We start from the raw sequence: 26,503 nt of genomic DNA on the forward strand, positions 1-26,503 counted from the left end.
GGAAGGCGGGGGCGCCAGCCATCACCCGCTAATTGGCCTCGGAAGTGGAATCCACGGAGTTCTTGGAAGAGGACTGTTGCCGCCACCGGAAGTGAACGTAAGCGATGCCAACACACAGCAGATCAGCGATCGTGAACATGATCCTTGAAAGGGCGGCGATTGCCGTCGCAGCACCGGCGCTCATCATTCCCGCCAGAGCCAGGATCAAGATGGCTTCGCGGGCACCAACGCCAGCGGGAAGCAGGAATGCCAGCACTCCCAGCGTCATCCCAAGAGCCAACGCACCAGTTAAGACAAGGAACGTTGCGAGGTCCAGTGTCGCCTCGTGGCCAACCAGGATCCACAGGTGCAGGCCAAAGCACAGGTACATCAGGACGCCGAGGATGAAGGCCTTCACCATGGTGTTGGCCTGAATACGTTCGGGAAGCGGTGGGCGGCGGAACACTCTCAGGACGATGTTGACGAGGAACGTCACGACGTTCGGGTTCATCGCCAGGATCACGACCGGGAGTATGACGTAAAGCCACTGCAGATTGGGCTGCCGTTGGACCAGGATTGGAAGAGCTGAAGCCCCAACCACCAGAGCTGCGCCAATAGTGATTCCGGTGCTTACGAGGGACGCTACAAAGACCTGTGCACGCGCAATGCCGTTCTTGCGGCCTAGCTCCATCTGAAGCACGAACGCCCACACGGAACCGGGCAGGTACTTGCCGATTTGGCCGACGAGGTAGATCTGGTTCAGCACCAAACCTTGGGGTTCAACGTCTACCGACCTCAGCAGGCTCGCCATGACGACCCGCCACATGTACATCCCGAGGAGGACGCCAGGGATGAGCGCCAGCAGGGACAGCAGGACCTGCCACCATTGCAAGGCGAAAACAGTGGCTTGGACCTGTGGCCATTGGACGGCAATGAAGTACACGGCGGCGGCGAACACGATCACCACCAAGGCGCGCCGGGCGAAGTCAACCAGCTTGGCCTTGGTGCTCTTCACGGGCGGCTGTTCCTGATTGACATCATTGTCGTTCGAAGGTGTTTCCGCGATTGAACCGGTCATGAGGCGTGCGTTCCCGCGCTGGGTGCCACGGCGAATTCACTCCGGCGGCGGCGCATGGCCACCAGTCCTTTGAACATTTTTACGACGTCGGCAGTCCGGATTGTGGTTTCGCCCGGTTCGTCGTCGGGAGCCAGCGTGACGGGCACTTCGACGATCTTGAAGCCTTGCTTTTCAGCGGCGTAGACGACTTGGGTGCTGAAGAGGAACCCGGGGTCATCGAAGCGGTCAACCATACTCCGAAGCCAGTCGCCGTCGACAATCAAGGTTCCTTGGGAGTCGCCAACCTTGGACCCAAGGATTACCTGTCGCAGAGTCTTAAAACCGTAGGTGGTAATTCCGCGGATCGCACTGCGCTCGGTGATCGAGTCCTTATGGGCCTTCGAACCGATGACAACGTGCGGTTTGGTTTCAAGCTTTTTATCTTCGTCGAGATCGTCCGTGCCGAAGGGAAGATCGTCCGCCGTGAGAAGTACCCTGCGGCCGGAACTGGCTTCGATGCCCCTGCGGTAGGCATTTCCCATGCCCTTTTGGCTTTGGAGAACCTGGAACGTCACGTTGGGAGTATCCACCGCATGCTTGAGGGCGACCTCAAGTGTTTTGTCGGAAGAACCGTTCTCCACGATGATGATCTCGGAGGTGCCACTGGTCAAGTAGTCGGAAAGACGGGCCATTGTGGCCGCCAAAATCCGTTCTCCGTTATAGACCGGGATCACAACGGAGAGATCCGGTTGGCCTGCCTGGTCGAAAGTCAAGACTCTCCTCGGTAGTTCGTGCCGACGAATTCTTGAACGCCAGCCGCAGCCCGCAACGCTGTTGTCACGAGTTCCTTGCAAACCCTCAGTCTAGTTCATTGTTGGACACCTTCTGTGGAAGGGCAGCAGCTTCAGCGCTGGCAGCAGACGAAAGGGGTGCACCGGTAATTCTCCGATGCACCCCTCGAAACGGCAAGCTACGTCCGGTCCCTATCAGGGGAGCGAAGTGAATCCTTGCCATCCGTTGCCTACCTGGCCCCAAGCGAGCCAACCCCCGGAACCGTTGCCGGGATAGAGCCACAGATTTCCGCTGGCGTCCCGGGCGAGGACATCAGCTTTGCCATTTCCGTTGAAATCGCCCGGTCCAAGCAGCGCCGTCATGCCGTTCCAGCCGCTTCCGATCTGGGATCGGCTGCCCCAGCCGCTGCTGCCATTGCCAGGGTAGAGCCACAAGGCACCCCCTGTATCGCGGGCCATCACGTCGGTCTTCGCGTCGCCGTTGAAGTCACCGGTGCTGAATATGGCATTCATGACGTTCCACCCTGCTCCGACCTGTGTTCGACCAGTGCTGAACTTGCCCAGGCCGTCGCCCTTGTAGAGCCACAGAACTCCAGAGGAATCCCGGGCAAGGACATCGGATTTGCCGTCCCCGCTGAAGTCGCCGGGTGCGATCACGGATGTCATTCCGCTCCAGCCGCTGCCGGCAACCACTGCAGGCTGCCACCCGCCCATGCCGTTTCCTTTGAAGAGCCACATTTGCCCGGCCGCATCCCGGGCCAGGACATCACTTCGTCCATCGCCGCTGAAGTCCCGCGTTGGGACGATCAGGTTGTAGTTGTTCCACGACGTGCCGGTGTTGACCTTGCCTAGCCACCCGCCCACGCCGTTACCCGGGTAGAGCCACAATGTACCGGCCGCGTCGCGGGCCAGGACGTCATTCTTGGCGTCGGAGTTGAAGTCCTTCCAGGTATTGGCTGGCGCCGCAGGCAAGGTGTATGTCTGCGAGGCTACAGCTGATTGGTTTCCTGCCGCGTCAACGGCGAAGTACTTGACGGTTGTGGTCGTCGTCGGTGTCACCGTCACCGTTGTGGTGCCGGTCGGGCTGGAAACCGTTGGTGTCGTGTTGTTCGTGGTGTAGTAGATCTTCGCCCCGGACTCTGTTGTCAGAGTGACCTTTTGCCCAAGGGTGAGGTTTCCACCCTGTGGGTTTGCCGTCACGGTGGGCGCAACATTGTCCAACACGTACACCTGGGATTGGGGTGCGGAGGCATTGTTGGCTGCGTCCACGGCAATGTACCTCACGGTCTTGCTTCCCATGGCGATTGGGCCGGTGTAGAGCGTACTGGCCGTGGTGGGAGTCGTGCCATTCTCCGTGTAGTAGATCTTGGCGTCGGCCTCATTCGGCGTCAGAGTGACCTTGGTTGCAGGACCGTACGTTCCACCGACAGGACTGGCTGTCACTGTAGGTGGTGTCGTGTCAGCTACGAAGACCGTGAAGTTGACGCCTGCAACGGTGGAGTTGCCTGCAACATCCCGGGCCTCTACCTCGAACCTGTTTGGACCATTGGCGATGTCAGCATAGACCTTTGGTGAGGTGCATGCGGTGAACGCATCGGTTCCCAATCGGCAGCGGAATCCCGCCACATCCGAAGAGGTGGAGGTGAATTGGAACTGGTATCCGGCTCCCACGGTGGCCCCACTGGCCGGTGCCGTGATGGCCACCTGTGGTGCCGTCAGATCGGCTGTTACGGTCTGTGCAGCAGCAGGACCGACGTTCCCGGCGGAGTCTGTGCTGCGGATCCTCAATGTATGCACACCAGCCGTGGTGAGCGTGAATGTGTCACCCGGTACACAGACCTGGAATGCGGCATTGACAGTGGAGTCAACTGAACAGCTGAGTGTTGTTCCTGTCTCAAAAGTGGCACCAAGGACAGGTTTGCCGTTGACTACTTGCCCACTGTTCGGAGAGGTGAACACCGGCACCGCAGGTGCGACTGTGTCCACTGTAAAGCTCCTTGAAACGGGAATCCCGCCGGGGGCAGGCCTTACGGAGAAAGTCTGCGGGCCGTTGGTCAGTGGAGTTGACGTGTAGGTTCCGCCAGTGCAGTCCACCCAAGCGCCGCCCATGGAGCATTCCAAAGCGCTCCCGGCCGGTTCAGCGGCCACACCGAACGTTGGAGTGGTGTCGTTGGTGAATTCGGGGTTGGGAGCTTGTGCACCACTGGCCAGAGTGGGGCCGGAAGTAATTTTGGCAACAGCACCGCCAAGGATGCTGATACTGCCCCGGCCGCTTCCCGGAGTGGAGCCCAACTGGCCGGGATCATCCAGGACCAGCAGTTGGCCGCCGCGCATACCCAGGCCGCTGATCTTGCTGAAGCCCAGAGCCCACTGGTTGTCTACTGCACCAGTTGTGAGGTTCAGGCGTGAAACCTTGTCTGTGCCCGCTGTCGTGCCGCTGTTCGTCCCCGTATAAATGACGTGGGCGTCGTAGTCGTAGAAGATCGACGAGGCGATGCCTACGTTGTAGGACGTCAGCGGCACGTAGTCTGTCATTTCGCCATTGCCCGGGGCAGAGAACGCCCTGAGGCCAGTGGTTTCCAGGACATAGACACTGACATGCCCGTTGCTGTCCCAGCCCGCTGCTACAAGGCCCAGCGCACGGGTGGTGACCGATGCTATGGATTCGATGCTTGGGTGCATGATGGTCGGATCAACGATTTTTATGATTGAGCGGGCATTGGCGAACGACAGATAGATGTTACCGTCCGGGCCGTCCGAAACTGCATTCGGGCGGACGTCGCCATCGAGGACCGTCAGCGTGCTGCTGTATTCGAAGAGGTCCAGCGGTGGATTCCATACGGCCCGTACAAGATGAGAACTCCCAACAGCTGAGTCCGGGATGAAGGCTGTTTCGTCGCCGCTACCAATGGAGCCCGGCGTCGGATCGAGCACGATTGAAACCCCGGGCACTTTGGGACCCGGTCCGGCTCCCGGCAGACTTCCGCCCAAGCACGTGTCTTCCTCAATAGTGCCCGCGTTCCCATTAACTGGTTCGGACATCCGGCAGAATCCGGCCACGCTGTCTGAAACCCACATCCTGCCGATGGGGTCCAGAACCGCTCCAGCCGGTTTGGTGAGCCCGATACCTATGATTTGTTTCTGTTGGTCTGCATGGGCGGGAGTGCTGGAGACCACCGCTGTCATGCCTGCAACCGTTAGAAGAACCGCCGCCAGGGCCGTGGTGATCCTGTGTCCGCGAAGCCGCCTACCGGCGTCGCGCCGTGTCTGCTGTTCCATCACGCCACTTCCTTCAGCCACTTGGTCAGGACTGCGGCTTGCGGCGCCATGGGCGCCAGCGTGAGCGCTCCCTTGACGATGGGAACGCCGCCAAGCCCATAAAGTGCCGTACTGATGGTGGGTGGATTGTTTCTGGTGCAGGCTTTGATAATCGCGAGGCAAATATCATTGCGCGTGCCAACGGCACCCGCTTCTATAGCGACATTAACCGCGGCATTTTCTTCCGCTGCCAACACCTGGGGCTGAGGACCCACATATGTCACAACGACATCTGCGAATTTCTTATATTGAGTGTTTGCCCAAACCTCTTCAAGGCTCGACAAGATGATGAGCGGATTTCCATTCGCTCCGCGGCACTCGAATTGGTAGCGCTTTACTGGTTCGGGTCTTTCGACGCGTGGTTTGTCGACATCGCCGGCATTCGTCACGCCCAGCCTGAATGGCTCAACATTTTCAACGACCTTGACCGAGCAGCCTGTAAGAACGAGACCGGCTAGGCCAAGCTGGACGATAGCGCGTCTTGGCATGTCCACCGAGGGATCCCCACTTCATTCGGATGCTCCCCAGCTCCGCATGCAGTTGGATTTTCGCCCCAGCCGTTGCCGGCTGCATTACTCTATCTTCTCCCAAATCCCGCATTTGTCACTAGTTAGTACGTCTTTTTCTTCAAGGAGTATTCCTGATTGACCTTCAGCTGCGCCGCCGTTGGCCTTCGTGCTGCCGTCAGAAGCCGACACCGACCACGTGCAGCCCTCTGGCGGGGTCTTCCGGAGATGGAACTTTCCGGGAACCAAGGCACCGTTGGTCACCGCATACTCGCCGTCCCCGGCTCTTTCGCCGGACGCCCACAGTCCAATGATTCTTCCCTGTGGCGCCCTGGGGCATAGATCACTGGCGGCCTGCAGCATCTGCCGGCTGCTGCGTCCGAAGAGCTCGGAAGCGGCTTCGTCGCTGACGCGGGTGCAGAGGGTCAACGCAGTCAAGTAGGCGTCGAGTCCTTGGGATGGTGTTACGCCCGGCTCAGCTATGGAGATAATCCTGGCCTCATCTTCGGTGGGCTCGAACGGGACGGGCCCCTCGTAGTTTGCCGTGCAGGAAGCCAGTCGGACATATCCCGTGGAAGCCCAAACCTCCGCGAGGCTTGTGTACGTAACGTCTGGAACGGCCTCATTAAGGCTGGAGCATACGTACGAGAACCGGCCTGAATCATCAATCGCACCGGCACCCTGCCCACTGCCCTCGCCCGGCGCCGTCGGTTCCGGAGTCGATGTGGCCGATGATGAAGGCGTTGTGGTGGGAGTTGCTGATGCGGAGGGAACGGAGGTTGCCGAGGTCGAAGGTGTCGTTGTACCGGAGCAACCGGAAATTAGCAGTAGCAGCGCCGCAGCGGCCGGGTACAGGTGTCGCATGGTGACCTCCACCTCCATGGTTGTCAAAACCAGAATGCCGGTCAATGAAATTGACTGCTAATCAGGTATCGATACCGCTACAAAATGGTGATGCCCGAACATCGAAGGCCTTGGTCCAGGACCAAGGCCTTCGATGTTGACGGTCCCTAGGCGAACATCGAGTTCAAGGTGTTGATGACGGTGGCTTCCACGCCCGTTGTTCCGCCCCGGAAATGACCGATGTGTCCATAAACGGTCATGGAGCCACCCGCGATGCCGGGATGGTCCGGGTCCCAGCCGCCCTCGTAGCTACCCCCGGCTGAATATGGCGGCAGGAACTGTGCGCTAGGCACGTAGTAGCACGACTCATTTCCGTAGCCACCCACGATCACGCCATTCGCACCGCCGAACCTTGCGCGGAAGTACGCCGCGTAGCCGCTTACCAACTCGCCGCCCACGATTCCGATCCGCAGTTGAGGGCTGCCTCCAAATTTCCACACCTGGAAAGGACAGGCGACCGACGTTTCATAACTGCCGCTGTCAATCCGCCCAATCATGACTTGGGCGTGGCGTCCGTACCAGGCGGGATTGCCGTCCAGGTTGGGTAGCCGGGACACATAGGCGGCGCGTACAGCGGCCATGTTTCCGGCTGTGGGCGTGATGTCCAAGGGGATCTGCACTTCCCGGTAGCTGGTCTGGAGGGGGCTGCCAATCGACCTTCCGGGGGTCTGCATTGCCCTGTCAACAGCAGCGCCCAGCCTGGTCGCGTACTCGTCCCTCAACTCCCAACTGGGTACTCCCATGGGATTCTGGTCGCCAGCCGCTCCTTGCAGGAACAAGGCAAAACACTCGGGGTTGGTGTTTTCGATGTAGTTGCATGCCCCGGCCGGAAAATCGCCGTCGAAAAGTGTGCGCATGCCCGCCGCGACCGGGTGGCATGCGTAGTTGAATATCACCGCCGCGGCGTTTCCGTTTGGCTTGCGTGCCACGATGACTGGGACGGTGTTCTCAAGGTAGGGAAGACCTACCCTGTTGTACGCGATGCTGGCCGTTGTGACCTTGTAATCCAGGGCGACGGCGGTCTGGGCTGCGTTGAGCGCTTCGCTGGCAGCATCGACAAGGTCGTTCTCCAAGTGCTGGCTGTAAGTCTCCACCATCGACAAATCCGACAGTCCGTAGCACATGAACGGATGGAGGGTGTCCACGATGGCTGGGCCGTTATGGGTGTGGGTGGACTGGATCAGGATGTCGCCGTTGGACCAGCTCGCCAACTCCAAGATCCGTTGCCTGGCCCGCTGGTGGATGGATCTGGGCAGGGCAAGAATGTCCACGCTCATGATCAGGTTGGGGGACCCGTTTTCCCAAAGCACGATCGCCCGAACCCATAGTGATTCGTAGGGGGCGCTGCTGGTAGCCTCCCGGCCGCCGTCGAGGGTCCCGTACCCCGCCATGTAGGGATTGACATCAAGCGGCGGCGAAATGCTGACCTTGGCCGTTGAAACGGTAAACGCCATGAAAGATCACTCCTTGATTGTGCGCATTGGTGACCTTCGCTTGCCCCCAAACAAAGTCCGTTTCCCGAATGCGCTGACAGCCAATACGTGAGACCACCTTCATTAGATCACGCAATCCCGGGATTTAGACCTGTCCCTTGGCATAAACATTATTTGTTTCCTCTACGTAGTTTTTGCCAAATGTGAAAGGACCTGCACACTCCTTTTCAGAGTGTGCAGGCCCTTGGCGAATTTCGGAGTCGCAGCCCGTCCGGGTCTAACTTCCGGCGGGAGCGAGGATTCTCAGCCCGCCCCAGCCAGTGCCAACCTTGATGGGCGAACCCCAGCTGCGGTTCAGCCCAACCGGGTAGTAGCGCAGATCGCCGGCAGTTGTCCGCGCCAGGATTCCTGTTGATCCGGCTCCAGCGAATCCATGGATGGCTCCATAACTGTTGACGACGTTCCAACCGATCCCCACGGTGTCGGGTGCTTCCTGCACAAAGGCTCCGCGACCATTTGACCGGTAAAGCACCAAATCGCCGACGGCGTTCTTCGCCAGGAGATCCATGTTGGAGTCCTTGTCGAAGTCCATCTGGACGATGTCCAGACCACCCCAGCCTGTGCCAATCTGGACACGGGTGCCTAAGCCGGTGCCGGACGGATTACTGATTTGGAACAAGCGACCCGCGGAGTCGTAACCAACGATGCTCGGCCGGGCATCGGACTTTTTCCACGAACCGACTGTGAGGGTCCAGTCCTTCCAACCTGTACCAAGGCTGATCGGAGCCCCATAGCCTCTGCCCTTGAATCCCGGGTAGACGCTAAGCCGCCCATCGGTCCACTGCGCAACGATGTCCAAGGCGCCGTCGTTGTTCCAGTCTGCGAGGAAACCGGCCTTAAGGCCGGTCCACTGCGTGCCGATAAGCTCGGCTGGTAGCAAGGAAGTAGACCCCGACCCGGGGTAACGGTACAGGTTGCCGTCTTGACGAGCGGCCACGACGTCCTGCGCGTCCACCCCGAGCGTGGTCTCTACGTTGACGGGTGCGCCGCTGATCACGTTCGCGTCATTCCATCCCACTCCGATGAGGAAGCGGTTGCCCCAGGAACCGGAGACAGCCGGGTAGTAGTACAGGTCACCATTGGCAGTCCGGGCTTGGAGCCCTTGCGAACCGGAGCCGTTGAAACCCGCTGCGGAGCTGACTGATGTCATGCCGGACCAGCCGTTGCCAATCACGCGGCTCGATTCGGCGAGGAACGATCCCACACCGTTGGAGCGGTATAGACGCATGATGCCGTCGGCCGTCCGGGAGACGATGTCCTGGTTGCCGTCGCCGTCGAAGTCCAGTTGGTTAAATTGGTGCCCTCCGAATCCGGTTCCGATCATCACACCTCCGCTGAGGGCACCTCCTGCCGCATTCGTGTACCGGTAAAGGTTTCCTTTGCCATCCTGGCCGATGACACCCGGATAACCGTCCCTCGAGTTCCACCACCCAACCGTTAGCGACATCTCCTGCCACCCGGTTCCCACCAGCAAGGGTGAAAGGAATCCGCCGCCGGAGGCACCGCGGAAGACTTGGAGCGAGCCGTCCCGCCACTGGGCGAGGATGTCTTGGACCCCGTCCTGGTTCCAGTCAACGACGTGGACGGATTGCGCGGTTCCCCAACCGGCCCCAATCGTTACCGGTCCCGTGATGCGGCCTTGGCCGTCTGCCGGGAAATTGTCCAGGCGTCCGGAGGGCATGGCAGCGAGCACGTCAGCCCCGGACCGGATGGAAGGGCTGGATGGACGGGGGACTCCACGCGCAAATGTCCGAAGCTGGTCATAGGTGCCGTTGAAAATGTTTGAATCGCCCTCAAAGGGGCCGGTGCTGCTGTACTGCCACATGGTGTAGTTGCCCCAACTGACCGGCAGGTTACCCGGGGAGTTGGTTGGGTTGTTCCAGTAGGACGCGATCCACAGGGGGTAGCTTCCGAAGGTGGAGTTTCCCACACAGGTATTCCACCAGTCCGTAGTGCTGTAGATCACTGGGAAGCGGCCGGTTAGGGCCTTGACTGTGTTGCCAAAGTCGGCGGCCCACTGTCCGAGCTGCGCTTTAGACATGTCATAGCACGTGTTGCCGAAGTAAAACCCGTTGATGGTGCGGCCTGCATAGGGGTTGTATTCGATGTCCAGGACGGGAGGCAACGTGTACCCGTCGGCCGTCCACCCACCACCGTTTGCCACAAAATATCGGGCTTGATCCGCACCCGATGACCAGTTGGGTATAGCGAAGTGGTAGGCGCCCCGGACCATGCCTACGTTGCGGGATCCGTTGTACTGCTGTGTGTAGTTCTCATTGAGGTAGTAGTTGCCTTCAGAGGCCTTGACGTATGCCCATCGGGAACCTTGATTCCATTGGCTTTGCCAGTTGATGTTGGGCTGGTGGGCGCTGACGTCCTGTCCGGCGATGCCGATGGTTGGGCGCCAGTGCCCCGGGTCGGCTGCCATGGGGACCGCTGAATCCGCTGCTCCGCCGGTTGCCCTGGCTTCGGCAGGGTGGGAAGCCGCGCTCTGCTGCTTCGTTGCCACTACTCGTGGCGACTGCTGCCCCATTTCAGCGCCACCGGCCGGAATGGCGGCTCGCATAGCCGCCTTCATAGCTTCGGCGTCGGGGGCGTTGCCCGGCATCGCTTGAGTCTTTGGGACTTGGGCTTCGGCCTGTCCTGAGGCCTTTGCGGTTGGCAGCGGCGCGTCTGTGGGTGAGAGTTCGACGGCGGGCGGCCGTTCTTGCTGCTGGGGTACCGATGCCCCCGTCGGCAACTCGCTGCCGGGGGCAGCCGAACCCGAGCCGTTTCCGGCTGGCCGGGGACCCTGCGACGGCGTTTGTTCCTGAGTCTCCGAATGCGGGGCGGGTAGCGGTCCGGAAGTCTGGGCCCACGCGGGCGCTCCAAGGCAGCTGCCACCCACCAGTGCGATGGTAAGCGCCAGGGCTGCACGTGCGAGCGGGATGCGGCGGACCGGGTCCATCGAATTACTTTTCATTTTCACATCCGGCCCTGTACCGCGGCTCAGCGGCACATGGTGTGGCTTGCGGGCAAGCTCCGGGGCGGGCGCCTGCGCATGGGACCAAAGGCCAGCTCCTAACGGGCTTACCCTAACATTCCGAAACTGGAGTGACTAGTGGGATTGACGGTGCTGGCGTGACTGATGATGGGGGTTATCCACATGTGGTCCCGATGGACTTGAGGCACAGAAACCGCTCGCCTAGCGTGAATGACTCGAGATGCACCTCTCGTTTACGGGCTCGGGATCATGGGGAGAGACGTGGATGCTGTAAAAATCGTCGAAGGAGAAGTCCGGGAACTCATAAGGCGCCGCGGGCTGGATCCGCTGGAACAAACAAGGGATGTCCGGCTTCTCGTAGATGCGGCGGTCAACGATTACGATGAACGGGCGCTTCTGGGCTCCCTCCCTTCTCTCGGACACCTTGAGACCGCCCGACAACACATCTTCGATGCAGTAGCGGGGTTTGGGCCACTCCAGCCACTCCTGGATGATGCCGGAATCGAAGAGGTATGGATCAATGCGCCACACGAGATCTACGTGGCCCGCAATGGGGAATCCGAGCTGACGGCCATAACTCTCAGCGAGCAGCAGGTGCGCGACCTTGTTGAACGGATGCTCAAGAGCTCGGGGCGACGATTGGATCTCTCAACCCCTTTCGTGGACGCTGCCCTGCCGGACGGATCAAGGTTGCACGTAGCCATCCCGGACATCACCCGGAAGCACTGGGCTGTCAACATCAGGAAATTCATCGCGAGGGCAAGCCGGCTGGAACACCTCGTAGAGCTTGGAAGCCTGACGCCCCAAGCGGCCAGATTCCTTGGTGCGGCGGTAGCCAGCGGTCTCAACATCTTGGTTTCGGGAGCCACCCAGGCGGGGAAGACCACCATGTTGAACTGCTTGGCCGCAAGCATCGGGTCCCGGGAACGGGTCATCACCGTTGAGGAGATCTTCGAATTGCAGCTTCCGCTGCGTGACGTGGTCGGGTTGCAGTGCCGCCAACCGAATCTCGAAGGTGAAGGCGAAATTCCGCTGCGGCGGCTTGTCAAGGAGGCGCTTCGCATGCGTCCGGATCGCTTGGTGGTGGGAGAGGTCCGCGAAGCGGAAAGCCTCGACATGCTCATTGCGCTGAACTCGGGCTTGCCCGGGATGTGTACAGTGCACGCCAACTCTGCCCACGACGCCGTCACTAAGATCTGCACCCTCCCTCTCTTGGCCGGGGCAAATATTTCCAGTGCTTTCGTAGTGCCGACAGTGGCGTCCTGTATCGACCTTGTGGTGCACTGCGGCCGCCATTCAACCGGGCGTAGGCAGGTGACCGAAATCCTCTCCCTGGGGCGCAGGGTGGAAAACGGGATCATCGAATCCTCAGGGGTATTCGGCATGGTTGCAGGGCAGTTGCAGCCTCGAGCCAACTCCATGCCGGCAGCGGAAAAGTTTGCCCGTGCAGGCTTTGATGTGGCTGCCCTCCTGGAGCTGAACTGATGGGGCCACTACTTGGGATCGTGTGTGGTTTGGGGGTGTTCCTCGTGTGGTGGTCTGCATGGGCCCAGCCAGCGGCTGAACCAAAAAGAAGCAAGCCCCGCCGCTTGGACCTCCTCCTTATGTCAGCAGGAATCGAGAAAGTGACGGGGGCCGGACTGCTTGCCACCTGCGTGGGCTTGGGGCTGTTTGCGCTGCTGGCGTTCTACGTTCTGACCGGATCGCCGCAGGTGGCCTCGTGTTTTGCCATTTTCGGTTCCTGGATTCCATTCGCGACCGTGCGCTGGCGGGCACGGAAGCGCAGGACCGCGCTACGGCAGCTGTGGCCGGACGTAGTGGACCACTTGCGCTCAGCAATTCGTGCCGGCCTCGCACTGCCGGAGGCACTGATCCAACTGGGACACAATGGACCGGAAGAGCTAAGGGAATTGTTCCTGGATTTTGGGGCCGACTACAGAGCCGCCGGGAACTTTGAGGCTGCAGTGAACAGACTCAAAGACCGCCTGGCAGATCCGGTGGCCGACCGCATCATAGAGGCCCTGCGAATGACCCGCGAAGTGGGCGGCTCCGACCTCGGGCGCATGCTGGGTACCCTGTCAGGGTTCCTGCGTGACAGCGCACGGACGCGCAGTGAGCTCGAGGCCCGGCAGTCTTGGACCATAAATGCTGCCCGGCTCGCTGTCGCTGCGCCCTGGATAGTTTTGGTGGTTATGGCAAGCAGGCCTGAAGCCATGCTGGCATTCAACTCCGGCATGGGCGCTGTGGTGTTGCTCGGAGGCCTGTTGATCTCAGTTTTCTGCTACTCCGTGATGCTTCGCGTTGGCGCCCTGCCAGAGGACGAACGGGTTCTTCGATGAACACATCCACTGCCTTCGCCTTGTTGTGCGGCCTGTTTCTGGGCGCCGGATGCTGGTTGATCCTGGTGCGACTCCCGTTTATGCGGGGCACGGGATTCTCAGATCGCATTGAACCGCAGTTGAAGGCGCTGAATCTCGATTCGCGCCTACTCCGCGCCCCAACGCACAATCTCACGCCGTTTGGACCGTTGGAACGAATACTCCGCCCCATCCTCCGGGATGCAATCACGTCCATGTCCCGCTTCAACGTCGGCTCCACTGCCTTAGGCAAACGGCTTGCCCGCGCCGGTTCGACAAAATCAACGTTGGATTTCAGGGCAGAGCAGCTTCTGTGGGCTGGCGCCGCTTTCGTGCTTGCTGTCCTTGTGGTTGTCGCCGGCGCAACCGCCGGCCAGTTCAGTCCGGTCGCGTCATGTATTTCAGTCCTTGGAAGCGCGCTGGGCGGCTACCTGCTTCGCGACTTTGTGTTGGGGTTGAGGATCAAACGGCGGGAGTCAAGGATGTTGTCCGAGTTTCCCAGCCTCGCGGAGTTGATGGCGCTCGCTGTTGCCGCGGGAGAGAGCGCAATGGGCGCAATGGACAGGGTTAGCCGCAGCTCGAATGGTGAACTCTCAAGGGAGTTCGCCACAATCTTGGCGGATACACGGTCCGGGAAACCGCTGACGGAAGCACTCCAGACCTTTTCATCAAGGGCGGAATTGCCGCCCTTGGTCAGGTTCATTGACGGTCTGGTGGTCGCTGTTGAACGCGGGACGCCCTTGGCAGACGTCCTCCGGGCGCAGGCGGCGGACGTCCGCGACGCCGCACAACGTGACCTCATGGAATCCGCAGGCCGAAAAGAGATTGCCATGATGGTCCCGCTCGTTTTCGGCGTGCTTCCCCTGACCGTAGTCTTCGCGGCCTTCCCTGCCATTGCGGCTTTGGAGATGAGCCTTTAACTCCCACACATCGAACCGCCCTATAAGTCCATTCAACCAGCCACGCTACGTCAGCACCCGCTCGAAATACATTGGGGAAAACCATGAAACGAATTGAAAACCAACTGTCCGCTGTCTCTAGGCTCTTCCTTTGCTCCGCGTGGTTGTTCGTGGCAATTGCCCTCAGAGCGATGCCCCCGAGGGAAGAGCGAGAGCGCGGTGACGTACCTGGATGGGTGATGATCACGTTGATGTCCGCGATCCTCGTAGCAGGACTTCTGGCCATCGCGACGCCGGCGTTGGGCGACCTTTTTAATCAAGCAATGAGCAAAGTGGGTAAGTAGGACACGGGATGCTCCATTGCTGCATCGTAGACGGCTCTCCTCCTTCAGGGCCTGCGAGAATCGCGAACGAGCGCGGATCTGCTGTGGTCGACTTCGTGTTGGTTGGTGCATTGCTGACCTTGTTTTTTATGTCGATGGTTCAACTCACGGTGGTGCTGCACGTTCGAAACACGCTCATTGATGCCGCCGCTTCGGGAGCGAGGTACGGGGCATTGGCGGATCGCACGTCCATGGACGCCCGGGCCCGGACTGCGGAGTTGATTGATGCTGCGTTGAACGGTGATTTTTCCCGCGATGTCACCTCGACTGAAGTCACCATCGATGGGATCCGAGCCTTGGAAGTGACAGTAAAGGCACCACTGCCGGTTGTGGGTCTGATCGGGCCCGCCAAATTATTGGAGGTCAAGGGCCATGCAGATCTCCTTGGTTGACGCGCCAAGGCCACTGCTGACCGCGGTCCGGCAAAGGGTGCGCGAGGCGCTGTGCTTACCGGCGGGGTCGGCTGGCAAAGTAACGGATTGCGCGCCAACTCCTGAAGCACAAAAGGGCAGCGCCGTGGTGGAATTCGCCTTTCTGGCGTTGCTTCTCATGGTCCCCGTGGTCTATTTCGTCGTGACCGTAGGCCAAATCCAGGGCGGGTCGTTTGCAGTGGTGGGTGCTGCCGATCAAGCAGCTAAAGTCTTCGTGACGCAGCAGGACCCAGCCAGTGCAAGGATTGCGGCCGAGCACAGTGTGCTTGTTGCCCTCACGGACTATGGTCATTCACCTGAGCTGGCCAGCGTCACCATTGAGTGTGATCGAGCGAGTTGTTTGTCCGCCGGCACAACGGTGACTGTGACTGTGCGTCTGGACGTTCCCTTGCCATTGATGCCGTTCGGGGACTTGCTGCAACTGAACGCCAGCCGATTAAGTGCGTCGGCATCGCAGGTCGTGGGGCGGTACCAATGACGGTGGTGCCATCGAACAAGCGCCCACGCGAAGAAGGCCAAATAGCTGTTCTCATCGTCGGGTTCGTGTTGTTGTCCCTCCTCCTGGCTTCAGTGGTCATTGCTGCTTCAGCTGTCTACCTGGAGCACAAGAAACTGCTGTCTTTGGCCGACGGGGCGGCGCTCGCAGCCGCGGATTCCTACACGGTGGGGGATGTCGGGGGAAGCAGTCTTCCTTCCACGTCGCTGGTGGATGCGAGGGTGCTGGCTGCCGCCCGATCCTACCTCGATGCAAGTAATGCCCTTTCCCGGCATGACCACCTGGCCCTCGCTGCGGGTACGGGCAGCGAGCCTGGCGGTACTGCGGTGGTAGTCCTCACGGCCGTGGCTCATCCTCCCGTGATCAGCTTTCTGCTGCCCGATGGGATTCTCATAGAGGCGAGGTCAACGGCCAGGTCCCGACTGACCCAGTAAGGAGCTGGCCCCGTAAGGAGAGCCCCCACAGGCAGGGGAGGGGGAGCCATCGGGGAGTGCGACGGATAGCGTACGCTGGGATGATCATGGCTGAAATTGATTTTCCCGCGGAAATCCGCGCACTTCGAGCAACTTACAGCTCCATCGAGAACGTCACCGATGTTGATGCCCTAAAGACTGAGATCGCTGAACTGAGCGAGCAGGCCGGGGCCCCGGACCTGTGGGACGATCCTGCTTCTGCCCAGGTGATCACCTCACGGTTGTCGCACCGGCAGTCCGAAGTAGAGCGCCTTTCCAAGCTCGCTTCCCGGATTGACGACCTCGAAGTCCTGGTGGAACTGGGCCAGGACGAGGGCGACGAGGACTCAATGGCGGAAGCGGCGAAAGAACTTTCCTCCATTCGCAAAGCACTCGCTGAGCTCGAAATAACAACGCTGTTGTCGGGCGAGTATGACGAACGTGAAGCTGTTGTCACCATCAGGGCTGGAGCCGGCGGCGTTGATGCAGCCGATTTCGCCGAGATGCTGATGCGGATGTACCTGCGTTGGGCTGAACGCCATGGCTACCCGACCACTGTGATGGACACGTCCTATGCCGAAGAAGCAGGCCTGAAATCCGCCACGTTCGAAGTCAAGGCACCCTACGCCTTCGGCACATTGAGCGTCGAAGCCGGCACGCACCGGCTGGTCCGCATCAGTCCTTTCGACAATCAAGGGCGCCGCCAGACATCCTTCGCAGCTGTCGAAGTCATCCCTTTGATCGAGCAGACAGATTCCATCGAGATCCCGGACAACGAAATCCGCGTCGACGTCTTCCGCTCCTCGGGTCCGGGCGGCCAGTCGGTCAATACCACTGACTCCGCAGTGAGGCTGACGCACATCCCTACGGGCATTGTGGTCTCGATGCAGAATGAGAAATCGCAGCTTCAGAACCGGGCAGCCGCCATGCGGGTGCTCCAGTCCCGATTGCTGCTGGTTAAGAAGGAACAGCAGGACGCGGAAAAGAAGGCGTTGGCCGGAGACGTCAAAGCCTCTTGGGGCGACCAGATGCGTTCCTACGTCCTCAATCCCTACCAAATGGTCAAGGACCTGCGGACGGAACACGAGGTGGGCAACACCTCGGCGGTGCTTGACGGCGATATCGATGATTTCATCGACGCCGGCATTCGCTGGCGTACCGGCAACCGAAACGCAGCGGCCAACTAGGAACCCGATAAAGTGGCCCGGGTCACCTGAGGCTTCGGATTCCGCGACACGCCCTTGAAAGCCGCGGAATAGCGGCTGGCCCGTGCGTATAGTCGAGTGGCCGGTGCTCTCACTTCCCCCAACGAAAGCCCGCGCTCCGGCTGTTGGACTGGGCGACTATGTCATGTCCGGCGGGGTTCTAAAGGGCCATGATCAGATTTGAGAATGTCACCAAGGTCTACGAGCAGAATGCCCGACCGGCGCTCGATTCTGTGAGCCTTGAGATCAACCGCGGCGAATTCACCTTCCTGGTGGGTGCCTCAGGATCAGGCAAGTCCACCTTCCTGCGGTTGATCCTGAAAGAGGACAAAGCCTCGACCGGATCCGTTTACGTCGCGGGCCAGAATGTTGCCAACATTTCGAGCTGGCGCGTCCCAAAGCTCCGGCGTGGAATCGGCGTTGTGTTCCAGGACTTCCGGTTGCTCCCGCAGAAGAACGTCTTCGCGAATGTAGCTTTCGCGATGCAGGTGATCGGCAAGAGCCGTTCCATTATCCGGGAGACCGTGCCCGAGGTCCTGAAGACGGTTGGCCTTGAGGGCAAGGAACGTCGCATGCCCCATGAACTTTCCGGTGGTGAGCAGCAGCGCGTGGCAATCGCCCGCGCCGTCGTGAACCGCCCCGGCATTTTGCTGGCGGACGAACCGACCGGAAACCTGGACCCGATTACCTCGATGGGAATTATGGGAGTCCTGGACAAAATCAACCAGAACGGCACCACAGTGGTCATGGCAACCCACGACGACGACATCGTCAATGAAATGCGCCGCCGCGTGGTGGAACTCAAGAACGGCAAGGTCATTCGCGACGAAGCCAAGGCGCTGTATACGTCGATGATCCCCGTGGTTGGCGAATCGCGCCGACTGCGGGACGCCAGCGGCGAGGAACTCAACCGTGCGCAGGGGGCACAGCTGTGAGGCTCTTGTTTATCCTGGGGGAGATTGGCAGCGGTCTGCGCCGAAACCTCTCAATGGTGATTTCCGTGGTCCTCGTGACTTTTGTTTCCCTGACGTTCGTCGGTGCGGCTGGAATGCTGCAGATGCAGATCAACCAGATGAAGGGCTATTGGTACGACAAAGTCCAGGTGGCGGTCTTCCTCTGTAATGACGGCTCGACGGCGGTAGGCTGCGCTTCGGGTTCGGCCACCAAGGAACAGCAGGCGAACCTTCAGGCAATGCTCGAATCCCCGGCAGTCAAGCAGTACATCAACGAATTCCAGTTCGAGTCCCAAGCCGAGGCGTACACCCACTTCAAAGAGCAGTTCTCCAATTCGCCCATTGTGGATTCGGTGTCTGAAGACCAGTTGCCGGCCTCCTTCCGGATCAACATGAAGAACCCCGAGAAGTACGAAATCATCAGCGAGACGTTTTCCTCGCAACCGGGTGTTGAGACGGTCAGTGACCAACGGCAAGTGCTGGAACGCATCTTTTCCTGGATGAACGGGGCATCGGTTGCAGCCATGGGTGTGGCCGCGGTGATGATCTTCTGCGCGGTCCTGCTGATCACCACCACCATCCGGCTGTCGGCGTTCAGTCGACGGCGGGAGACAGGGATCATGCGACTCGTGGGCGCGTCAAAGACAGTCATCCAACTGCCGTTCATCCTGGAAGGTGTCATAGCTGCCGTTGTGGGCGCGTTGCTGGCCTCCGTCACCCTCTGGCTCATGGCACACTTCTGGCTCAACGGAGACCTGTCGAGGCAGTTCCTGAACACACCGTTCATCTCGTCCACCCAGGTCCTGGTGATTGCACCGGTGCTGATTGCACTTGGCGCCGGCCTCGCTGGGATATCTTCCCTACTGACCCTCCGGCGTTACCTGAAGGTCTAGCCATGATGGCCTGGACTCAACGAACAACCATGCTGACAAGCGAAAAGGACTCCTGATGACCACGTTGGACCCGAACCCCCTGCGCCGGCGCCTTGCGTCAGGCCATGCTCGGATTCTGGGGGCGGTTCTTGCTGTGGGTCTGGCTGTCAGTCTCCTCTCTGGCGTCCCCGTTGCCCAAGCCGACAACCTGGAGGATCAGCAAGCGGCGCTGGAAGCAGAAGCGGCCCGGGTACAGGCGTCGCTCGAATTTGTCGACTCAAACATCGCAAAGGCTGCGGGTGACCTGGTGATTTACCAAGGCCGGCTTCCTGGAGCCCAGCAGGCACTGCTCGAGGCGCAGGGGCGGGTGGCCAGTGCAGTCAAGGAAGTCGAGGCACTTGCTGCCAGGGTTGAGCTTGCCCAGCAGAACAAGGCCAAGATCACCGAGCAGTTGGAGAGTGATAAGCAGAAGATCACCGACACGAAGAAGCTGATCGGCCAAATCGCCTCCCAGGCGTACAAATCCGGCGGTGTTCCAACCAATATTGCGCTTTTGTTCGGGTCCAGTGAGTCCGGCAGCCTGACCGAGTCCATGGATTTGGCTGACCAGGCCATGCGCAGCCAGAACGCTGCGATGACCAAACTTACCCAGCAGAACGCCACCAACGTGAACTCCCAGGCGAGGCTTGTTGCCGTCGAGGAAGAAATTCAAGACCTGAAGGCCAAGGCGGACGCCGCACTTGAACGCGAAAAGTCGGCAAGGGACGAGGCAGCGAGCAAGAAAGCCGAAGTAGACAAGCTGATCGAGGACACCACCCGCCTCAACGGACAATTGCAGGCCGCCAAGCCGGGTATCGAAGCCAACCTTGCCCGGGTGAAGGCCGAACAGAGTACGGTTGCCGCCGAAATCGTTGAGCGTGACCGGAAGCTGAGGGAGGCCTGGGAAGCGGAACAACGTCGGATCGCCGAAGAAGCTGCTGCTGCGGCGGCTGCTGCAGCAGCCGCCCAAGGACGCCCGGCACCTCCGGAGCCCCCATATTCACCTCCGGCGGCTGGTTCGCCGTCAGCGTTCGGTCTTCGTCACCCCTTCGCAAGCTATGTCCCCATCACTTCCGGATTCGGCTGGCGTGCGACACCGCCCGGCACCATCGACTTCTATGGCACGGGTGGTTACATGCACACCGGCATCGACTTCGGAGCGGCGTGCGGAACCCCCGTCTACGCGGCAGCCGCGGGCGAGGTGTTCAACTCGGGATGGAACTCGGCCGACGGCGGCGGATGGCGAGTCAAACTCTCCCATGGTGTGGTGCAGGGCAACTCGCTGACCACCATCTACTACCACAACAGCAGCATTGTGGTGGCGAACGGCCAGCAGGTATCGGCGGGGCAGCTCATCGCATACTCGGGCAGCACAGGTAACTCGACGGGTTGCCACGCTCACTTCGAAACGTGGTTGAACGGCGCTGCCGAGGATCCCATGAACCTTCTCTAGCGCGCAGGGAAGTGCGCGGGGAATACCCGGTGCTGGCGTACACTAGTTGAAATCCGCATCTAACAAGGAGTTCTACCGTGCCCAAGGAAAGTGGCCGTAAGGTAGTGGCCACCAATCGGAAGGCCCGGCATAACTACCATGTCCTGGACACCTATGAGGCAGGCATTGCCCTCATGGGAACAGAAGTGAAGTCCCTCCGTGAAGGCCATGCCTCCATGGTTGATGGCTTCTGCACCTTCTACAACGACGAACTGTGGATGGAGGGCATCCACATCCCCGAGTATCACCAGGGGAGCTGGACCAACCACGCTGCGCGTCGCCGTCGGAAGCTCTTGCTGCACCGCGATGAACTGGACAAGATTTCGCAGAAGATCCGCGAGTCCGGGTTCACTGTTGTGCCCCTTCAGCTCTACTTCCTGGACGGCCGGGCCAAGGTGGAAATCGCAATCGCCCGCGGTAAGAAGGATTACGACAAGCGCCAGACCCTCCGTGAGCAGCAGGACAAGCGTGAATCCCTGCGTGAGCTGCGGGAGCGCAACCGACGCTAGGACCAGGTGGGAATCACTCGCCGATTGAATGCGTTATGATAAGTAGTCCGACAGGAGTTGAAAGGCTCTTGGCGGGTTTGGTAACAAAATACGGGGATGATCGGTTTCGACGATGTTAGTCGCGACAGGTGAAGCGGGCCGAGGATGCAGAATTATCTCGTAAACGCTGTCTGCAAACCAATAAGTGCCGAATCTAAGCGCACTGACTTCGCTCTCGCTGCCTAAGCAGTAAGACAGTCCGTCAGCCCGGGGTTGCTATCGCCCCGGTTCCTGGCGTCATTTAGATAGCCACTGCTGTTTGCCTTCGTCATTGAGGTAAACGGGACTCTTAGATGACTGGGCCCGGATCAGCCACCTGTTCGCAGGATGGCTGGGGCCGAGAAAATCCGACGCGAACTGCGCCCGGAGAAGCCCTGACAAAACGACATCGGACGGGGGTTCAATTCCCCCCATCTCCACTATAGTTAGCCCCGGAAGCCTTGTGTTTCCGGGGTTTTCTTTTTGGCTGTTGGCCAGAACCCCGATTTTGTTGGCGAGAAACGGCATAGATAGGGTATCGAGTTGGCTCAGCTACAGGACAGGGCAGAAGCGGTGGAACAGTACGAGGGAGCGCAGCAGTGGCTCAGTTTCCTCATCGAGTACCCAGACAAGACAGTTTCCGTGGCTACTTACCGGGCGCAACTCAAGGACGCGCAGAAGTCAGTGAACGCCGCGCACGAGGCTGTGATGGCCAGTGCCTAGCATCACGGAGTTCCTTGAAGCCAGGATTGCCGAGGATGAGCAGGCAGCCCACGCCGCGGCCGCAATGATGAGTGGCGGGGTGTGGGGCAATGACGGAACCTGCGTGGCCAGCGGGCAGGATGCCTTCTGGGTAGACGGCTTGCATGTTGATAGCCCCGAGATCGTCGCTGAACATATTGTTCGCCACGACCCTGCTCGCGTTCTTGCCGAGTGCGACGCGAAACGGGCGATCATCGCGGAGTGCCGTGAAGACCACGAAGACTCATTGACGCGCAACGATGACACAGTTGAGCTTGGCAGTGCCGTGCTCTACGCTCTCGCCGCCGTCTACTCTGACCACCCGGACTACCAGGAGGCTTGGGCCCGTGGCTAGCATCCGTACGCGTGAGCTCAAGAAGGGCGCCTCACATACTGTGGCATGGCGGGACCCCGAGCAAGGCCTGAAGTCCCGCACCTTCAAAGACGTGGACTACGCGCCAGGGGAGGCCAAAGCGAAAGCCGTGGAACTCAAGGACTTCCTAGACTCCAACGGCAACAGCTTCAAGCTGGCCGCCAAAGCCAAGACGCGCAAGGACTCTACAGCACCAACTGTGACTGAAGTGGTTGAGGACCATATCAACCTGCTGCGTAAGCCTCAGCCAGGCACCATCAGCAAGTACCGCCGACACCTCGCCAACCACATTGCTTCCAGTGACCTTGGCAAGACCCCTGTGGACCGCGTGGACCGCGAAGCGGTCATCCTGTGGATGGACGGGCTTGTGACCATGCCACGGGCCAACCAGGCGACCGGGCAACCGCTCTCTCGGAAGTCCAAAGCGAACATACATGCCCTGCTTTCGGATGCGTTCAAAACGGCTGTGGCCGCCAACCGCATGCGCAGCAACCCGGCCCGCGGCCTAGCGGAGGCAGACACAGAAGAGGCCGAAGAAGATATGGTCTACCTCTCTGAGGATGACCTAAAGATGCTCGTGAGAGAAATCGCGGACGAGTACAAGCTCTTCATCCGAACACTGGGATTGACGGGCATGCGTTACGCCGAGGCGACCGCTGTCCGTAAGCGAGACGTCCGGGTGGCTGACAATGGCCGCTGCATATTCCGCATCACCCGCGCATGGAAGGACGGCGGTACCGGCATAGGCGAGGTTGTGGGGCCGCCGAAGTCCAAGAAGGCCGTCCGCAACATTCCGTGCTCTATGAGCCTGTCGGAAGAGCTGGTCGAACACATGGCCAAGCTTGAACGCGACGACCTACTATTTAGCCGGCCGAACGGCGAATACCTACGGAACTCGTGGTTCCACAAAGAGCACTGGCAGCCACTCATGGCCCGCCTCATTGATGAGGGAAAGTTAGAGCGCAAGCCGCGGATCCATGACATCCGGGCAGCTCACACCACCCACCTCCTTGAGAAGAACATCCCCGTCCATGAGGTCCAAGCACGCATGGGCCACGAGGATCCCAAAACCACCCTCAAGATCTACGCCAGGATCGGTAAGAACAGCGGCCTTGCTGCTGCTGAAGCGTTGGGATAGCTCACTCTGGCAGGAAGCCCGGGAATCTATTGCCCCATCGCACGCCACGTAGCGATTCGGGGCACCGGTTGTATTGGTCGATGTCCCATTCGGATTCGGTGACTGGCCGGACGTCGTTCTTGGGTAGCCAGGCGGTGAGGCTGTTGTTGTCGTCGTCGTACCATTGGACGCTGATTTGGGTTTGGTTCCAGCGTGTTGCGTGGGCGTAGACAGCAACCACGCCGCCTGCCTTCAGTGGTATCTGTGCGTGAACCTTGGGCCGATTGCTCATCTCCCATGAGCGGACGTCCTCCACGGACCCTACACGTTCCGGGTGGATGAACTCGTACGTGACGCCCTCGAGCAGGAACGACGTCGGCGGGAGGATATTCATGCCAACCATCATGCCAAGATGTGCCAGACTGGATAAATGGCGAACATGACAGGCTGCGAAGTCTACTGGGGCACTCATGGTTGTGACCTTGAGCAGGGCCACAATGGGCTACACCGCTGCGATTGTTGTGACTGCCCAAACCATATCGACTCTGAAGGTCGCCGCGTGGATGAAGACGGGGTCGAGTGGGTTTGCGCCGCGACGTGGCCGTTCTATGGACCAAACACGTTGTTCTACGGTGCGGACGTGCTCGCTGCCGCCGAACCATCCACGTAGCTCGCGATAAGATACGGGGCATGGGACAGACAATTTCAGCCTACGGGTGGATCGAGGACATGCAGTGGCATGCCAGCACAAAAGAAATGCCTGAAGTTTCGGTGGCTGTTGAGCATGTCGGTGACATTCGGGACGCCGTCACTGCCGCTGTCGTTGCCCTCACTGGCCAGCCGGAGACGGACTTCGAAGTCGAAGTTAGAGTGACACTGCCAGCATCAAACCTCGGTTAACCACGAAAAGAAGGCCCCCACTCTCAACACGAGAGCAGGGGCCTTCTTCTGTTGCTAGACGTTCTTAGATCCGATGCGCTGGTTGATGGACTTCGCTTCAGCGTCAGTGCCAGCTGTAGGCGCGTGGACTTTGTCGCCCGTGACGTAACGCAGATCGAGGTTGTCCCCCGTCGCATCTGTCACTGCTGCCGCAAGGTCGAAGAGCCCGACAGCACCGCCTGGCAGGGTCCGAAGCCAGTCGTTGAACTGGATACGGACAGCGTTCTGCGCTGGTGTTTGGAACTCCCCATTCCTCGGTTTGACCGTGGTCAGGTACATGTTGGGGCCGAGTACCTGCCGCCCGATAGCCGCCACCGCGTAGAAGCCTTCCTTTAGCGCTTCGAAGGTGAGCCCGGCGTTGTAGATATCGTTCTGTCCAAGCGACAGAATCCAGGCATCCGGCTTGACGTTATTGGTCAGGTACCTCTGCCACCGACGCTCGGCGATGTTGGACCACTCTGCGAAGGTGGAACCGCCGGCCCCCATGTTCACTGGAACCATGCCGTTGGCGAAGCAGAACTTGTTGATGACCGAATCATAGACGGCCATGTCCGCAGCTCCGCAGGCGACATGGGAGTCTCCGACTTGGGCCACGATGGAAGACGTGGTGTTGACTTCGATCCAGCTGTTCAACGCGGAGAAGTTGCTGCGCGTGAGCGTTGCGGTAGTTGTGGTTTGGCCAGCATTGGCAGTGGATGCCGTTGACCACGATATCCCCTGAGTGCGGTGCTGGATGCCCGTGGCGGTGACCACCCCGTAGCTGCTGATGTACATGGCAGTCGGGTCAATGGCGATGGTTGCCGGGAAGATAAGGGAGGTGCAGAACGGCGAACCATCCGTAGGTCCCGTTATCGCCCCGCTGACCTGGACTGGCGCGGATGCAAACTGACCCGTGGGTATTCCGAACGAGTCCAGTGCTGCCTTTCCAACCCAGACACCAGTGATATCACATTGTCCTGTGTAGGGCGTGTTGGATCGCTCGTCGTAGTTCTGAAACCACTGACGGAAACTCTTGCAATTGCCACCCGTGCGGAACGGCTGCCGCTGTGTAATCGCCAGGGGCCCATTGAGGAAGTACGCGGTTCCGGCAGAGCGGGACTGGGCAACATAGGCTTTGGTTGTCGCCTCGAAAGGCGCGATGCGGTTGCTCAATGCGTTGTTGACTGTCGCCAGAGGGTCAACCCATGTTGAGAACACGCCACCTGCACGGCGCCTGTACAACGTTTGCCAGGACGCGCCAAGAACTGTTTGTACTTGGTGGACGATGGTGCCAACGTTGTAGACCTTCACTTCGCTTGCGTTGGGGGATGGTAGCCCCAACCCGCTGGCGTCAGTGGATAGGGTGACCTGATAGATGCCGTTCGCTGTCATGTTATCAACGCTGCCGTGGGTTGCTACTGTTGCCCGGCCCCGGTCCGGAAGTTCGCGACCGAACATCGTTGCCAGCGTTGAGCCGTTGGGGGATGGGTTCCAGTTTGCTGCGTTGTAGGTCGCTGCGCTGGTGAAGTTGACCTTAGCCGACACAACATCACCATCAGGCGCGATGACCTTCTGCCCTGCCGTGTACACCGTGTTGGCTTTCCAGACTGGCACGAGGCCAACAGTGGATTGTGCCATGTTCGCGGCTGAGCTGATCACTGTGGGGTCGTTGGCCACAGCATCGGCTACGAGCGGCCCAACAAGCGGCGGAACTTGTGCGTTGACCAAGCCAGGCACGACAGCTCCGACTTGCCCGGGGATGTTGGCCCTGGAGATCCCCGCGTCTACCTGCTCGTCGGTGGGTGCTTGGGCCAACTCAACGGCAGCCTCAGCAGCGGCGGCTGACGTTTCTGCCGCGTTCTTCGCGGCCACTGCTTCGTTCCGGAGACCAGTGAAGGAGTTGAAGAACCCGGAGAAGTCGCCGGACTGCCAACGAACCTGCGGGTGTGGCGCCACGAAAGCCGGGATGTAACCGTTGGCGTTGGACGTCAAAGGGTTAGCGAGCCCGAACCCGTTAGCGTCCTTCAATGGCAGGAGCGTGTTGCCTGCGAGGTCATCCGGGGCGTAAATGGCGACGGAGCCGCCAGCTGAGATGTTAGCGGGGTTGTCCGGGTCAACAACCAAGCCCATCTCAAAGGGGTAATCAGTCACGGTGGCGACTCCTTAAAAGTGAAGGGGCGGACCCTTGTGTAAGGTCCGCCCCGCAACAGGTGGGTGG

General features: G+C 60.0%; 25 protein-coding genes and 1 other RNA gene. 17 read left to right on the forward strand and 9 right to left on the reverse strand.

Features of this window, described 5'->3' with window-relative positions:
- Positions 1 to 28 precede the first annotated feature (28 nt).
- The 7 genes from AC0J5Z_RS10270 to AC0J5Z_RS10300 all read right to left on the reverse strand — a co-directional run bounded on the left by AC0J5Z_RS10270 (position 29) and on the right by AC0J5Z_RS10300 (position 11,009).
- Positions 29 to 1,057: a lysylphosphatidylglycerol synthase domain-containing protein gene (locus AC0J5Z_RS10270; protein WP_475038985.1), complete on the reverse strand. Its 1,029-nt coding sequence runs from the start codon at positions 1,055 to 1,057 to the stop codon at positions 29 to 31.
- The gene (locus AC0J5Z_RS10275; protein WP_475038987.1) at positions 1,054 to 1,809 is read right to left on the reverse strand and encodes a glycosyltransferase; all 756 of its coding nucleotides are present in this window, start codon (positions 1,807 to 1,809) and stop codon (positions 1,054 to 1,056) included. The genes AC0J5Z_RS10270 and AC0J5Z_RS10275 overlap by 4 nt, the downstream gene beginning before the upstream one ends.
- A gap of 213 nt (positions 1,810 to 2,022) precedes the next feature.
- Positions 2,023 to 5,106, reverse strand: a complete 3,084-nt coding sequence (locus tag AC0J5Z_RS10280) for a chitobiase/beta-hexosaminidase C-terminal domain-containing protein (protein WP_475038989.1) — start codon at positions 5,104 to 5,106, stop codon at positions 2,023 to 2,025.
- Positions 5,106 to 5,633 (reverse strand): hypothetical protein, encoded by a 528-nt coding sequence (locus AC0J5Z_RS10285; protein ID WP_475039652.1) that lies wholly within the window; start codon positions 5,631 to 5,633, stop codon positions 5,106 to 5,108. Before AC0J5Z_RS10285 ends, AC0J5Z_RS10280 begins: the two co-directional genes overlap by 1 nt.
- Positions 5,634 to 5,717: 84 nt before the next feature.
- Complete coding sequence (locus AC0J5Z_RS10290) at positions 5,718 to 6,533, reverse strand: hypothetical protein (protein WP_475039654.1); 816 nt, start codon at positions 6,531 to 6,533, stop codon at positions 5,718 to 5,720.
- 128 nt (positions 6,534 to 6,661) lie between these two features.
- On the reverse strand, positions 6,662 to 8,008 hold the full coding sequence (locus AC0J5Z_RS10295; protein WP_475038993.1) for a hypothetical protein: 1,347 nt from the start codon (positions 8,006 to 8,008) through the stop codon (positions 6,662 to 6,664).
- Between the two features lie 256 nt (positions 8,009 to 8,264).
- Positions 8,265 to 11,009 (reverse strand): GH25 family lysozyme, encoded by a 2,745-nt coding sequence (locus AC0J5Z_RS10300; protein ID WP_475038996.1) that lies wholly within the window; start codon positions 11,007 to 11,009, stop codon positions 8,265 to 8,267.
- Positions 11,010 to 11,291: 282 nt separating this feature from the next.
- Here AC0J5Z_RS10300 and AC0J5Z_RS10305 point away from each other — a divergent pair, with 282 nt between their 5' ends.
- The 16 genes from AC0J5Z_RS10305 to AC0J5Z_RS10380 all read left to right on the forward strand — a co-directional run bounded on the left by AC0J5Z_RS10305 (position 11,292) and on the right by AC0J5Z_RS10380 (position 23,388).
- The gene (locus tag AC0J5Z_RS10305; RefSeq protein ID WP_475039656.1) at positions 11,292 to 12,515 is read left to right on the forward strand and encodes a CpaF family protein; all 1,224 of its coding nucleotides are present in this window, start codon (positions 11,292 to 11,294) and stop codon (positions 12,513 to 12,515) included.
- Positions 12,515 to 13,369, forward strand: a complete 855-nt coding sequence (locus AC0J5Z_RS10310) for a type II secretion system F family protein (protein ID WP_475038998.1) — start codon at positions 12,515 to 12,517, stop codon at positions 13,367 to 13,369. The genes AC0J5Z_RS10305 and AC0J5Z_RS10310 overlap by 1 nt, the downstream gene beginning before the upstream one ends.
- The gene (locus tag AC0J5Z_RS10315) at positions 13,366 to 14,307 is read left to right on the forward strand and encodes a type II secretion system F family protein (RefSeq protein ID WP_475039000.1); all 942 of its coding nucleotides are present in this window, start codon (positions 13,366 to 13,368) and stop codon (positions 14,305 to 14,307) included. The genes AC0J5Z_RS10310 and AC0J5Z_RS10315 overlap by 4 nt, the downstream gene beginning before the upstream one ends.
- Positions 14,308 to 14,390: 83 nt before the next feature.
- Positions 14,391 to 14,630, forward strand: a complete 240-nt coding sequence (locus AC0J5Z_RS10320) for a hypothetical protein (RefSeq protein ID WP_475039002.1) — start codon at positions 14,391 to 14,393, stop codon at positions 14,628 to 14,630.
- An 8-nt stretch (positions 14,631 to 14,638) separates the two neighbouring features.
- Positions 14,639 to 15,061 carry a TadE family protein gene (locus AC0J5Z_RS10325; protein WP_475039004.1) on the forward strand — a complete coding sequence of 141 codons (423 nt, stop codon included), beginning with the start codon at positions 14,639 to 14,641 and terminating at the stop codon, positions 15,059 to 15,061.
- Complete coding sequence (locus AC0J5Z_RS10330) at positions 15,042 to 15,578, forward strand: hypothetical protein (protein WP_475039006.1); 537 nt, start codon at positions 15,042 to 15,044, stop codon at positions 15,576 to 15,578. The genes AC0J5Z_RS10325 and AC0J5Z_RS10330 overlap by 20 nt, the downstream gene beginning before the upstream one ends.
- Entirely contained in the window at positions 15,575 to 16,030 is a 456-nt protein-coding gene (locus tag AC0J5Z_RS10335; RefSeq protein WP_475039008.1) for a pilus assembly protein TadG-related protein, read from the forward strand. Before AC0J5Z_RS10330 ends, AC0J5Z_RS10335 begins: the two co-directional genes overlap by 4 nt.
- Before the next feature lie 86 nt (positions 16,031 to 16,116).
- Complete coding sequence (gene prfB, locus AC0J5Z_RS10340) at positions 16,117 to 17,235, forward strand: peptide chain release factor 2 (protein WP_043471348.1); 1,119 nt, start codon at positions 16,117 to 16,119, stop codon at positions 17,233 to 17,235.
- 188 nt (positions 17,236 to 17,423) lie between these two features.
- A complete protein-coding gene (ftsE, locus tag AC0J5Z_RS10345) occupies positions 17,424 to 18,188 on the forward strand; it encodes a cell division ATP-binding protein FtsE (protein ID WP_475039011.1) in 765 nt (254 codons plus the stop codon).
- The gene (ftsX, locus tag AC0J5Z_RS10350; RefSeq protein WP_475039013.1) at positions 18,185 to 19,099 is read left to right on the forward strand and encodes a permease-like cell division protein FtsX; all 915 of its coding nucleotides are present in this window, start codon (positions 18,185 to 18,187) and stop codon (positions 19,097 to 19,099) included. The genes ftsE and ftsX overlap by 4 nt, the downstream gene beginning before the upstream one ends.
- 55 nt (positions 19,100 to 19,154) lie before the next feature.
- The gene (locus AC0J5Z_RS10355; RefSeq protein WP_475039015.1) at positions 19,155 to 20,570 is read left to right on the forward strand and encodes a peptidoglycan DD-metalloendopeptidase family protein; all 1,416 of its coding nucleotides are present in this window, start codon (positions 19,155 to 19,157) and stop codon (positions 20,568 to 20,570) included.
- 77 nt (positions 20,571 to 20,647) lie between these two features.
- Entirely contained in the window at positions 20,648 to 21,118 is a 471-nt protein-coding gene (smpB, locus tag AC0J5Z_RS10360) for an SsrA-binding protein SmpB (protein WP_017198498.1), read from the forward strand.
- 92 nt (positions 21,119 to 21,210) lie between these two features.
- Positions 21,211 to 21,579, forward strand: a transfer-messenger RNA (tmRNA) gene (gene ssrA / locus AC0J5Z_RS10365).
- 100 nt (positions 21,580 to 21,679) lie between these two features.
- Positions 21,680 to 21,859, forward strand: a complete 180-nt coding sequence (locus AC0J5Z_RS10370; RefSeq protein ID WP_475039020.1) for a hypothetical protein — start codon at positions 21,680 to 21,682, stop codon at positions 21,857 to 21,859.
- Positions 21,852 to 22,232, forward strand: coding sequence for a DUF6221 family protein (locus AC0J5Z_RS10375; RefSeq protein WP_475039021.1), 381 nt, complete (start codon positions 21,852 to 21,854; stop codon positions 22,230 to 22,232). The genes AC0J5Z_RS10370 and AC0J5Z_RS10375 overlap by 8 nt, the downstream gene beginning before the upstream one ends.
- Positions 22,225 to 23,388, forward strand: a complete 1,164-nt coding sequence (locus tag AC0J5Z_RS10380; protein WP_475039025.1) for a tyrosine-type recombinase/integrase — start codon at positions 22,225 to 22,227, stop codon at positions 23,386 to 23,388. Before AC0J5Z_RS10375 ends, AC0J5Z_RS10380 begins: the two co-directional genes overlap by 8 nt.
- Before the next feature lies 1 nt (position 23,389).
- Here the strand turns inward: AC0J5Z_RS10380 and AC0J5Z_RS10385 are convergent, their stop codons facing one another.
- Positions 23,390 to 23,761 carry a hypothetical protein gene (locus AC0J5Z_RS10385; protein ID WP_475039027.1) on the reverse strand — a complete coding sequence of 124 codons (372 nt, stop codon included), beginning with the start codon at positions 23,759 to 23,761 and terminating at the stop codon, positions 23,390 to 23,392.
- A 296-nt stretch (positions 23,762 to 24,057) separates the two neighbouring features.
- On the opposite strand from AC0J5Z_RS10385, the gene AC0J5Z_RS10390 reads away from it, so the two are divergent.
- Entirely contained in the window at positions 24,058 to 24,267 is a 210-nt protein-coding gene (locus AC0J5Z_RS10390; protein ID WP_475039029.1) for a hypothetical protein, read from the forward strand.
- Positions 24,268 to 24,321: 54 nt separating this feature from the next.
- Here AC0J5Z_RS10390 and AC0J5Z_RS10395 read toward each other — a convergent pair whose 3' ends face one another.
- Positions 24,322 to 26,436 (reverse strand): SGNH/GDSL hydrolase family protein, encoded by a 2,115-nt coding sequence (locus tag AC0J5Z_RS10395; protein WP_475039032.1) that lies wholly within the window; start codon positions 26,434 to 26,436, stop codon positions 24,322 to 24,324.
- Between the last annotated feature and the right edge of the window lie 67 nt (positions 26,437 to 26,503).

The sequence above is a fragment of the Paenarthrobacter sp. TRD_SC_7 genome (assembly GCF_056156245.1).

What these genes read in the sequence shown, in the direction of transcription:
- AC0J5Z_RS10330 (WP_475039006.1), top strand. Translation starts at nt 15,042, where the DNA reads ATGCAGATCTCCTTGGTTGACGCGCCAAGGCCACTGCTGACCGCGGTC.
- AC0J5Z_RS10390 (WP_475039029.1), top strand. Translation starts at nt 24,058, where the DNA reads ATGGGACAGACAATTTCAGCCTACGGGTGGATCGAGGACATGCAGTGG.
- AC0J5Z_RS10295 (WP_475038993.1), bottom strand. Translation starts at nt 8,008, where the DNA reads ATGGCGTTTACCGTTTCAACGGCCAAGGTCAGCATTTCGCCGCCGCTT.
- AC0J5Z_RS10310 (WP_475038998.1), top strand. Translation starts at nt 12,515, where the DNA reads ATGGGGCCACTACTTGGGATCGTGTGTGGTTTGGGGGTGTTCCTCGTG.
- AC0J5Z_RS10335 (WP_475039008.1), top strand. Translation starts at nt 15,575, where the DNA reads ATGACGGTGGTGCCATCGAACAAGCGCCCACGCGAAGAAGGCCAAATA.
- AC0J5Z_RS10300 (WP_475038996.1), bottom strand. Translation starts at nt 11,009, where the DNA reads ATGAAAAGTAATTCGATGGACCCGGTCCGCCGCATCCCGCTCGCACGT.
- AC0J5Z_RS10315 (WP_475039000.1), top strand. Translation starts at nt 13,366, where the DNA reads ATGAACACATCCACTGCCTTCGCCTTGTTGTGCGGCCTGTTTCTGGGC.
- ftsE (WP_475039011.1), top strand. Translation starts at nt 17,424, where the DNA reads ATGATCAGATTTGAGAATGTCACCAAGGTCTACGAGCAGAATGCCCGA.
- AC0J5Z_RS10285 (WP_475039652.1), bottom strand. Translation starts at nt 5,633, where the DNA reads ATGCCAAGACGCGCTATCGTCCAGCTTGGCCTAGCCGGTCTCGTTCTT.
- AC0J5Z_RS10270 (WP_475038985.1), bottom strand. Translation starts at nt 1,057, where the DNA reads ATGACCGGTTCAATCGCGGAAACACCTTCGAACGACAATGATGTCAAT.
- AC0J5Z_RS10325 (WP_475039004.1), top strand. Translation starts at nt 14,639, where the DNA reads ATGCTCCATTGCTGCATCGTAGACGGCTCTCCTCCTTCAGGGCCTGCG.
- prfB (WP_043471348.1), top strand. Translation starts at nt 16,117, where the DNA reads ATGGCTGAAATTGATTTTCCCGCGGAAATCCGCGCACTTCGAGCAACT.
- AC0J5Z_RS10280 (WP_475038989.1), bottom strand. Translation starts at nt 5,106, where the DNA reads ATGGAACAGCAGACACGGCGCGACGCCGGTAGGCGGCTTCGCGGACAC.
- AC0J5Z_RS10385 (WP_475039027.1), bottom strand. Translation starts at nt 23,761, where the DNA reads ATGAATATCCTCCCGCCGACGTCGTTCCTGCTCGAGGGCGTCACGTAC.
- AC0J5Z_RS10320 (WP_475039002.1), top strand. Translation starts at nt 14,391, where the DNA reads ATGAAACGAATTGAAAACCAACTGTCCGCTGTCTCTAGGCTCTTCCTT.
- AC0J5Z_RS10290 (WP_475039654.1), bottom strand. Translation starts at nt 6,533, where the DNA reads ATGGAGGTGGAGGTCACCATGCGACACCTGTACCCGGCCGCTGCGGCG.
- AC0J5Z_RS10355 (WP_475039015.1), top strand. Translation starts at nt 19,155, where the DNA reads ATGACCACGTTGGACCCGAACCCCCTGCGCCGGCGCCTTGCGTCAGGC.